General features: G+C 66.0%; 1 protein-coding gene. It reads left to right on the plus strand.

The window, feature by feature from the left end:
* Nucleotides 1-183: 183 nt before the first annotated feature.
* Nucleotides 184-1,012 (plus strand): IS5 family transposase gene (locus ABZ794_RS33900; RefSeq protein ID WP_210787722.1). Its coding sequence is split into 2 segments (ribosomal slippage): nt 184-867 and nt 869-1,012, totalling 828 coding nucleotides; the frame shifts between segments, so codons are not numbered across the junction.
* Nucleotides 1,013-1,030: the final 18 nt, after the last annotated feature.

Here is a 1,030-nt window from a genome sequence, read left to right on the forward strand (position 1 = left end):
GCGTGTTTCAGGAGTCGTGGTGGCTGGTGAAGGTCCCGGCGTGGCGGTGATCGACAATTGAAGAGGTCTCCGGTATCTGGTTCTGCGACCAAGCAAGAACTTCATACCGGAGACCTCGTGGCCGCCTTAGCGGTGACGAGGCGGCAGGCCCCGACCGACGCTCAGTGGCAGCGGCTCGCCGCACTGCTGCCTGCCGCGTCGGTGAAGGGTCGTCCGCCGAAGTGGGAGAAACGGCAGCTCATCGGCGGGATCAGGTGGCGGATCCGGATCGGGTCGCCCTGGCGTGACGTCCCGGCCGAGTACGGACCATGGCAGACGCTCTACGGCCTGTTCCGTCGCTGGCAGCGCGATGGGACCTGGGACAAGATCCTGGCCGCGTCACAGGCCACCGGGGATGCGGAAGACCGGATCACCTGGACGATCAGCGTGGACTCGATGACCAGCCGCGCCCACCAACACACCGCCGGCGCCCGCAGAGATGGCCACCTGCAGAAAGAGCCACCCGGCGGCGTGCACGACGAACCCGCCGATCACGGGCTCGGACGATCTCGTGGCGGTCTGACCACCAAGACGCATCTGGCCTGTGAGCAGGGACAGAAGGTCCTATCGATGGTCGTGACCGCCGGGCATCGTGGTGACAGCCCGCAGTTCATCGCGGTCCTGCGCCGTATCAAGGTGACCCGTCTCGGAGTAGGCCGGCCCCGCACCTGCCCCGACCTGGTCCTGGCCGACAAGGCCTACACCAGCCGAGGTAACCGCGCCTACCTGCGCAGGCGTGGAATCAAGGCGTGCATCCCGAGCAAGACCGACCAGGACGCCCACCGCAAAGCCAAAGGCAGCCGCGGTGGACGCCCGCCCAAGTTCGACCCAAACCTCTAACCGGATGCGACACGCCGTCGAGAACGGCATCAAAAGGCTCAAGCGCCACCGCGGCGTAGCCACCCGCTACGACAAGCTGGCCGTCCGGTTCCAGGCCATCCTCACCATCACCATCATCTGCGAATGGCTCTGACCCAGCTTATGAAACACG

The organism is Micromonospora sp. NPDC047187, from assembly GCF_040643355.1.
Taxonomy (GTDB): domain Bacteria; phylum Actinomycetota; class Actinomycetes; order Mycobacteriales; family Micromonosporaceae; genus Micromonospora; species Micromonospora salmantinae.